Here is an 8,431-nt window from a genome sequence, read left to right on the forward strand (position 1 = left end):
GACGGCCCGCCGCCGCCGCGCGCGTGGGCGGACCGCGACCCCGCGGCCGCCGACCGGCTCACCGCCGCCCGCGCCGTGGTCGCCGAGCTGTCTGCGACGCACCACGTCCCCGCCGAGAACCTGCTCCAGCCCGACCTGCTGCGCCGGGTCTGCTGGGCACCGCCGTCGCCCGCCGACGCCGAGCACCTGGCCGAGCGGCTGACGGCGGGCGGGGCACGACCGTGGCAGGTCGCGCTGATGGCCCCGCGGCTCGCGGAGGCGTTCGCGTCCTGAGCGCGCGACACGGGCGAGGTCCCGGCTAGGGTCGGGCGGTCGGACACCGTCGTCCCGGGAGATCCCCATGTCGCACCCGTCCTCGCCCGTCCTCCCCCCGGAGGCCGACTCGCACGTGCTGCGCGTCGAGGCCACCGACGTCGCCCTGCCCGACGACGGGGGGACGCTCGCCCTGCTCACGCTGACCGCCACCGACGCGCGCCGCCCCACCACGCTCGGGCCGCGCGGGCTGGACGTGCTGCGCGACGCGCTGCTCGCGGTGCGCGCGCGGGCCGAGGCGGGCGAGGTCGTGGCCGTGGCCGTGACCGGGCGCGAGGGCTGCTTCGTCGCCGGGGCTGACCTCGCCGCCGCCGCCGACCTGCACGACCTGACCGCGACCCGCGCGCTGGCGGAGGCCGGGCACGCGACGCTGCGGCTGCTGGGCGAGATGCCCGTGCCGACGTTCGCGTGGATCACCGGGCACGCGCTCGGCGGCGGCCTGGAGATCGCGCTGCACTGCGACCACCGGGTCGTCGTCGCGGGCGTGCGGTCGATCGGGCTGCCCGAGGCCACCCTCGGGATCGTGCCGGGGTGGGGCGGCTGCTGGCTGCTCCCCCGGATCGTCGGGCTGCCCGCCGCCGTGGACCTGGCCGTGCTGCGCCCGCTGGCGAACAACCGGCTGACCACCGCGGAGCAGGCGCTCGAGGTCGGGCTCGTCGACGCCGTGCTCGCCGCCGACGGCTTCGACCGGGCGGCGCTGGCCTGGACCGCGGGCGTGCTGCGCTCCGGCACGCCCGACCGGCGGAGCGCCGTGGTCCCCCCGGTCCCGGACGGCGAGCCCGACCCCGTCACCCGCGCCGCCGCGACGCTGGACGCCCGGCTGCACGGCGCCGCACCGGCCTACGCGCACGTCCTCGACCTGCTCGCCCGCGCCGGGAGCCGGGACCGCGAGGCGGGGTTCCGCGTCGAGGACGAGGTGCTGTCGCTGCTGCTGCTGTCCGAGCAGTCCCGGGCCGCCCTGTACGCGGCGGGCCTGACCGGACGCGGTGCGCGGCGCCCGTCCGCCGCGGCCGAGGCCACAGCCGAGCCGCTACCGGTCCGCCGCGTCGGCATCGTCGGGGCCGGGCTGATGGCCGCGCAGCTCGCCGTGCTGATCGGCGGGCGGCTCGGCGTCCCGGTCGCGATGCGCGAGGTCGACGAGGAGCGTGCCGCCGCCGGACGCGACCGGGTCCAGGACCTCGTCGCCGGGCAGGTGCGGCGCGGGCGGCTCACCGAGGACTCCGCCCGGGCCCTGCTCGACGGGATCCAGGTCGGCACCGACCTCGGCGACCTCGCCGACGCGGACCTCGTGATCGAGGCCGTCACGGAGGTGCTGGACGTCAAGCGCGCCGTGTTCGCCGAGGTCGAGACGCTCGTGCGACCGGACTGCGTGCTCGCGACCAACACCTCCGCACTGTCCGTGACCGCGATGGCGGACGGGCTCGCGCACCCCGAGCGGGTCGTCGGCCTGCATTTCTTCAACCCCGTCGCGCAGATGCCGCTGGTCGAGGTCGTCGCGACGTCCGCCTCCAGCCCGGAGGCGGTCGCCACCGCCGAGGACCTGGCCCGGCGTGCGGGCAAGACCGTCGTCCGCACCACCGACCGGCCGGGTTTCGTCGTCAACCGGGTGCTGCTGCGGATGCTCGCCGACGTGCTCGGCTCCGTCGAGGACGGCACCCCCGTCACCGCCGCCGACGCCGCGCTGCGCCCCCTGGGGCTGCCGATGAGCCCGTTCGCGCTGCTGCAGCTCGTCGGGCTGCCGGTCGCCCAGCACGTGCTCATCACGCTGCACGACGAGCTCGGCCCCCGCTACCCGCGCTCCCCCGGCCTGGACCGGCTGGTCGCGGACGGCCGGACCGTCGCCGCCCCGGGCCCGCACGGGCTGCCCGAGGTCGACCCCGCGATCCAGGACGCGTTCGGCGCACCCTCCGCCGGGTCGCGGACCGCGCAGGAGACCGCCGTGCGGGAGCGGGTCGCCCGCGGGCTGGCCGAGGAGATCGGGCTGCTGCTGGACGAGGGCGTCGTCCCGGCGGCGCAGCAGGTGGACCTGGCGATGCTGCTCGGCGCGGGCTGGCCCGCGCACCTCGGGGGCATCTGCCCGTGGCTGGACCGGGAGGGCTGGTCGGAGCGGGTGCTCGGGCGGCGGCTGCTGCCGCCGGGTGTGGCGTCGGCCACGGCGGGCACGGCGGGCACGGCGGACACAGCAGGCACGGCCTGACGTCGCACGCCGGTCGGTGGCGCGCCGCCCTCAGCAGACGGCCACTCAGAAGACGGTCAGCCCGCGGTCCCGGAACTGCCCGCGCACCCGCGCCACCAGGTCGGGGCTGGGCGGCTCGGTGTCCTCGAGCTCGTACGCCATGCCCAGGCTCTGCCACTTGTCCCGCCCCATCTGGTGGAACGGCAGCACCTCGACGCGGCTGACGGTCGACAGCGAGGCGACGTAGTCGGCGACGGCGTCCACGTTCTCCGGCGCGTCCGTCAGCCCGGGCACCAGCACGAACCGGACCCAGATCTCCGTGCCGCTCGCCGCGACCCGACGTCCGAAGTCCAGCGTCGGCTGCAGGTCGCGCCCGGTGGTCTTCTTGTACGTCTCCGGGATGCCCGACTTCACGTCGAGCAGCACCAGGTCCAGGTCGTCGAGCATCGCGTCGGAGCAGTGCGCGCCGAGGTAGCCCGACGTGTCGATGGCCGTGTGCACCCCGAGCTCCTTCGCCCCCCGCAGCACCCGGGCCACGAACGCGGGCTGCATCAGCGGCTCGCCGCCCGAGATGGTCAGGCCGCCACCGGTCACCTCGAAGACGGCCTGGTACCGGCCGATGCGGCGCAGCAGCTCCTCGGCGAGCACCGGCTCGCCGCGGCGCATCTCCATCGTGTCGGGGTTGTGGCAGTACAGGCAGCGCAGCGGGCAGCCCGCGAGGAACGTCGTCAGCCGCGTCCCCGGGCCGTCGACCGCCGTGACGAGCTCCCACGAGTGCAGCGACCCGAGCTCGCCCGCGCGCATCTGCGCGAACTTCTCGCTGCGCTCCGCGTCCGACACCGCGAGACCCGCGGTCCCGGCGGTCGAGCGCTGGTGCGAGCCGCCCGTCACGGGGATGCCGAGCTCGATCACCGGGGCGCCCTCGGCCAGCACGGCGCCGGTGGGCGACGGCACGCCGCAGGCGGGGGCCTCGTGCTCGACGGTGCTGGTCATCTCGGCCTCCTCGGGGCTGTGCTGCGGGGTGGTGCGGGAAGAGCAGCGGGCGCCCGCCGGGGTCCATCTCCCGGCGGGCGCCCGCTCGGGGGTCAGAGCCCGCCGTGGAACGTCCGGGACAGCACGTCGAGCTGCTGCTCGCGCGTGAGCCGGACGAAGTTCACCGCGTACCCGGAGACCCGGATGGTGAGCTGCGGGTAGTTCTCGGGGTGCTCCATGGCGTCCTCGAGGGTGTCCCGGTTCAGCACGTTGACGTTCAGGTGGTAGCCGGAGGACACGTTGTACGCGTCCATGAGGCCCACCAGGTTGGTCACCTGCTCGTCCTTGGTGCGGCCGAGGCCCGAGGGCACGACCGTCGAGGTGAGCGAGATGCCGTCCATCGCCTCGGAGTACGGCAGCTTGGCCACCGACATCGCGGAGGCGAGCATGCCGTGCGAGTCGCGCCCGTTCATCGGGTTGGCACCCGGGGCGAACGGCTCGCCGGCACGACGGCCGTCGGGGGTGTTGCCCGTGGCCTTGCCGTAGACGACGTTCGAGGTGATCGTCAGGACCGACTGCGTGTGCAGCGAGTCGCGGTAGGTCTTGCGGCGGCGGATCTTCTCCATGAACGCCTTGGTGATGCCCACCGCGATGTCGTCCGCGCGGTCGTCGTCGTTGCCGTACGTCGGGAAGTCGCCCTCGATGACGTAGTCCGTCACGAGGCCGTCCTCGTCGCGCACCGGCGTGACCTTGGCGTACTTGATGGCCGACAGCGAGTCCGCGACGACCGACAGGCCGGCGATGCCGCAGGCCATGGTCCGCAGGATGGTGCGGTCGTGCAGCGCCATCTCGAGCCGCTCGTACGCGTACTTGTCGTGCATGTAGTGCACGCAGTTCAGCGCGTCGACGTAGGTCTCGGCCAGCCAGTCGAGCAGCTTGTCGTACTTCGCCGCCACGTCCTCGTAGTCGAGGACGTCGCCCTCGACCGGCGCGGACACCGGCGCGACCTGCTTGCCGGACACCTCGTCGCGGCCGCCGTTGATGGCGTAGAGCAGGGCCTTGGCGATGTTCACGCGGGCGCCGAAGAACTGCATCTGCTTGCCGACCCGCATCGGGGACACGCAGCAGGCGATGGCCGCGTCGTCGCCCCAGGAGGTGCGGATGAGGTCGTCGGACTCGTACTGGATCGCCGAGGTGTCGATGGAGACCTGCGCGCAGTACTTCTTGAAGCCCTCCGGCAGGCGGTTGCTCCACAGCACCGTCAGGTTCGGCTCCGGGGCCGGGCCGACGTTGTACAGCGTCTGCAGGAACCGGAACGACGTCTTGGAGACCAGCGACCGGCCGTCCTCGCCGATGCCGCCGATGGACTCGGTGACCCAGGTCGGGTCGCCCGAGAACAGGTTGTCGTACTCGGTGGTGCGCAGGAACCGCACGATGCGCAGCTTGATGACGAAGTCGTCGATCAGCTCCTGCGCGAACTCCTCGGTGATCGCACCCGACGCGAGGTCGCGCTGGATGAACACGTCGAGGAACGTGGAGGTGCGGCCCAGCGACATCGCGGCGCCGTTCTGCTCCTTGACCGCGCCGAGGAACGCGAAGTACAGCCACTGCACGGCCTCGCGGGCCGTCGTCGCGGGCTTGGAGATGTCGTAGCCGTACGTGGCGGCCATCCGCTTGAGCTCCTGGAGCGCGCGGATCTGCTCCGCGTTCTCCTCGCGGTCGCGGATGATGTCCTCGACCGACGGCTCCATGTCCAGCTCGTGGCGCTCGACGCGCTTGGCCTCGATCAGGGCGTCGACGCCGTAGAGGGCGACGCGGCGGTAGTCGCCGATGATGCGGCCGCGGCCGTAGGCGTCCGGCAGGCCGGTGATGATGTGCGAGGAGCGGGCCGCGCGGACGTTCGGCGGGTACACGTCGAAGACGCCGTCGTTGTGCGTCTTGCGGTACGTCGTGAAGGTCTTCGCGACCTCGGGGTCGACGTCGTAGCCGTAGGTCTCGAGCGACTTCTCGACCATGCGCCACCCGCCGTTGGGGAACATGGCGCGCTTGAGGGGGGCGTCGGTCTGCAGGCCGACGATCAGCTCGTTCGCCTGGTCGATGTAGCCCGCGTCGTGCGAGACGATCGTCGACGGCGTGTGGTTGTCGATGTCGTAGACACCCTTGGCGCGCTCCTCCGGGAACATCGCGCTGAGCTTCGCCCAGATGCCGGTGGTCCGCTCGGTGGGGCCGGCGAGGAACGCCGAGTCGCCGGTGTACGGGGTGTAGTTGCGCTGGATGAAGTCGCGCACGTCGATCCCGTCGCACCAGGGACCGGTGACGAACCCGTCCCAGGCCTCGACGGCGGTGTCGGCTCCGGACTGGGGTACTGCTGTGGTGGACATCTGCGATCTCCCTCGCTGAGTGCGTCGTACTCGTGACGCTATTCACGAGGTCATGGGATGTCTTGGGACCTCCGTCCCGCCCCCGCGCGGACCAGCCAGAACGCGACCGTGACGGTGCTCACGTCGGCGCGCACCAGCCCGCCAGCACCCGCCGGCACCGAGCCGATCCCGCCCACGCACGCCAGCGCACCGCTGGCGAGGTCGGGGCTACGCGACGAGGTCGGGGGTCCGGATGCCCCGACCTCGTCAGCGACCACCGACCTCGCGCCCCGGGCGTCGCCGCCCGAACCTCCCCGTGCGCCGGAGCACGCACCGGACCGCGGCGGGCCTGGCCGTTCCCGCGCTCGTCCCGGACCGGCGCGCGTCAGACCAGGCGTCAGACCGGAGCACGTCGGACCGGGGAGCGTCAGGCCCGGGCGTGTCAGGCCAGATGCGTCCCGCCGGGCGCGTCAGCCCGCCGAGCGCAGCGCCGCGAGGACGTCGGCCGCGATGTCACCCGGCGTCAGCCGCAGCGCCGTGAGCAGCTTGTCGCGCGTCGCGTGCGCGAGGAACGACCGCGGCACGCCGAACGTCTGCACCGGCGTCGCGAGCCCGGCGTCCCGCACCCGCTGCGCGACGGCGGAGCCGATGCCGCCCTCGCGCACCCCGTCCTCGACGGTGACGGCGTGGTCGTGCTCCCCCACCAGCTTGACCAGCGCGGCGGGCACGGGCAGCACCCACCGGGGGTCGACCACGGTGACGCGCAGCCCGTGCGCGGCGAGCAGGTCCGCGAGCGCCAGCCCGGTGCGGGCCATGGCGCCGACGCCGCACACCAGCACGGACCGGGCGCCGGGGGCGCCGTCGTGCCGGGCGAGCACGTCCACGCCGTCGACCTCGTCGACGGCGGGCAGCGGCTCGGTGAGCGCGCCCTTGGGGTAGCGGACGACCGTGGGGGCGTCGTCCACGTCCACAGCGGTGCGCAGGGCGTCGCGCAGGGTGTCCTCGTCGCGGGGGGCGGCGAGGCGCAGGCCGGGGACGACGCCCAGCAGCGCGAGGTCCCACATGCCGTTGTGGCTGGCGCCGTCGTCGCCGGTGAGCCCGGCGCGGTCGAGAACGAACGTGACGCCCGCGCGGTGCAGGGCGACGTCCATGAGCACCTGGTCGACGGCGCGGTTGAGGAAGGTGGCGTAGACCGCGACGACGGGGTGCAGCCCGGCGTAGGCCATTCCGGCGGCGGTGGTGACGGCGTGCTGCTCGGCGATCCCGACGTCGAACGTCCGGTCGGGGAACCGCTCGGCGAACGGCGCCAGGCCGACGGGCTGCAGCATGGCGGCGGTGAGCGCGACGACGTCGGGGCGACGGGTGCCGATGCGGACGATCTCGTCGGCGAACACGCCGGTCCAGCCGAACCGGGACGGGGCGACGGGCAGCCCGGTCTCGGGGTGGATCTGCCCGACGGCATGGAACCGGTCGGCGACGTCCTGCTCGGCGGGGGTGTACCCGCGGCCCTTCTCGGTGATGACGTGCACGATGACGGGGCCGCCGTAGGCGCGGGCGCGGCGCAGCGCGAACTCGACGGCGGCGGTGTCGTGACCGTCGACGGGGCCGACGTACTTCAGGCCGAGGTCCTCGAACATGGCCTGCGGGGCGACGACGTCCTTGATGCCCTTCTTCAGGCCGTGCAGGGCCTCGTAGGCGAGCCGTCCGGGCGGGCCGGAGCGCTTCAGGGCGCTCCGGCCCCAGGAGAGCACGGTCTCGTAGCCGCGGGTGGTGCGCAGCGCGTCGAGGTGCTGCGCGAGCCCGCCGATCGTCGGCGCGTAGGAGCGGCCGTTGTCGTTGACTACGACGACGAGGCGCCGGTCGGCGCCGTCGGCGATGTTGTTCAGCGCCTCCCAGGACATACCGCCGGTCAGCGCCCCGTCGCCGACGACGGCGACCACGTGCCGGTCGGTGCGCCCCGCGATCGCGTTCGCCCGGGCGATGCCGTCGGCCCAGCTGAGCGCGGTGGAGGCGTGCGAGTTCTCGACCACGTCGTGCGCGGACTCGGCGCGGCTGGGGTACCCGGACAGGCCGCCGCTGCGGCGCAGCCGGGAGAAGTCCTGGCGGCCGGTGAGCAGCTTGTGCACGTACGCCTGGTGCCCGGTGTCGAAGACCAGGGTGTCGCGGGGCGACTCGAACACGCGGTGCAGGCCGAGCGTGAGCTCGACGACGCCGAGGTTGGGGCCGAGGTGCCCGCCGGTGCGGGACACCTGGTCGACGAGGAACCCGCGGATCTCGGCCGCGAGCGCCCGCACCTGCGACGCGCTGAGCGTGCGCAGGTCCGCCGGGGACCCCACCCGGTCCAGCAGGCCCATCCGTCACCGCCCGTTCGCCCTCGTCCGCGCGGCTCGCGTCCGAAGCCCCCACCTTACGGCGGTGGCTCGCGCCCGCACGCGCAGATCAGCCGGTGACGTGCACCGCCAGGTCCGCCGTGGTGGTGGCGTGGGCGCGGCCGTCGGCGTCCACGCGGACGTCGAGGGGCTGCCCGGCGACCCGCAGCCCGCGCACGGCGACGGCCCCGAGGGGCGCGGGCACCGGCGGGGCGACGTCGAGGCGCCCGCCGGGCACGTCC

The 8,431-nt window shown here is 74.2% G+C and carries 4 protein-coding genes and 1 pseudogene; 2 read left to right on the plus strand and 3 right to left on the minus strand.

From position 1 onward, the window contains the following. Together EBM89_RS18395 and EBM89_RS18400 are read left to right on the plus strand one after the other, a co-directional pair. Window positions 1-273, plus strand: a pseudogene (locus EBM89_RS18395) (ribonuclease D); the annotation flags it as partial. Between the two features lie 67 nt (window positions 274-340). After that, window positions 341-2,509, plus strand: a complete 2,169-nt coding sequence (locus EBM89_RS18400) for a 3-hydroxyacyl-CoA dehydrogenase NAD-binding domain-containing protein (RefSeq protein WP_122151083.1) — start codon at window positions 341-343, stop codon at window positions 2,507-2,509. A gap of 45 nt (window positions 2,510-2,554) precedes the next feature. On the opposite strand, the gene pflA is transcribed toward EBM89_RS18400, so the two are convergent. The 3 genes from pflA to dxs form a co-directional block, all read right to left on the minus strand. After that, complete coding sequence (pflA, locus tag EBM89_RS18405; RefSeq protein WP_122151084.1) at window positions 2,555-3,481, minus strand: pyruvate formate-lyase-activating protein; 927 nt, start codon at window positions 3,479-3,481, stop codon at window positions 2,555-2,557. 92 nt (window positions 3,482-3,573) lie between these two features. Further along, window positions 3,574-5,841 (minus strand): formate C-acetyltransferase, encoded by a 2,268-nt coding sequence (pflB, locus tag EBM89_RS18410; protein WP_122151085.1) that lies wholly within the window; start codon window positions 5,839-5,841, stop codon window positions 3,574-3,576. Between the two features lie 449 nt (window positions 5,842-6,290). Next, window positions 6,291-8,174: a 1-deoxy-D-xylulose-5-phosphate synthase gene (gene dxs, locus EBM89_RS18415; RefSeq protein ID WP_122151086.1), complete on the minus strand. Its 1,884-nt coding sequence runs from the start codon at window positions 8,172-8,174 to the stop codon at window positions 6,291-6,293. Window positions 8,175-8,431: the final 257 nt, after the last annotated feature.

Origin of the sequence: Cellulomonas triticagri (assembly GCF_003696205.1) — a bacterium.
In the GTDB taxonomy this organism is placed as follows: Bacteria; Actinomycetota; Actinomycetes; order Actinomycetales; family Cellulomonadaceae; genus Cellulomonas; species Cellulomonas triticagri.

Excerpts from the sequence above, each read along its gene's own strand:
- EBM89_RS18400 (WP_122151083.1), top strand. The coding sequence starts at position 341 with ATGTCGCACCCGTCCTCGCCCGTCCTCCCCCCGGAGGCCGACTCGCAC.
- pflA (WP_122151084.1), bottom strand. The coding sequence starts at position 3,481 with ATGACCAGCACCGTCGAGCACGAGGCCCCCGCCTGCGGCGTGCCGTCG.
- pflB (WP_122151085.1), bottom strand. The coding sequence starts at position 5,841 with ATGTCCACCACAGCAGTACCCCAGTCCGGAGCCGACACCGCCGTCGAG.
- dxs (WP_122151086.1), bottom strand. The coding sequence starts at position 8,174 with ATGGGCCTGCTGGACCGGGTGGGGTCCCCGGCGGACCTGCGCACGCTC.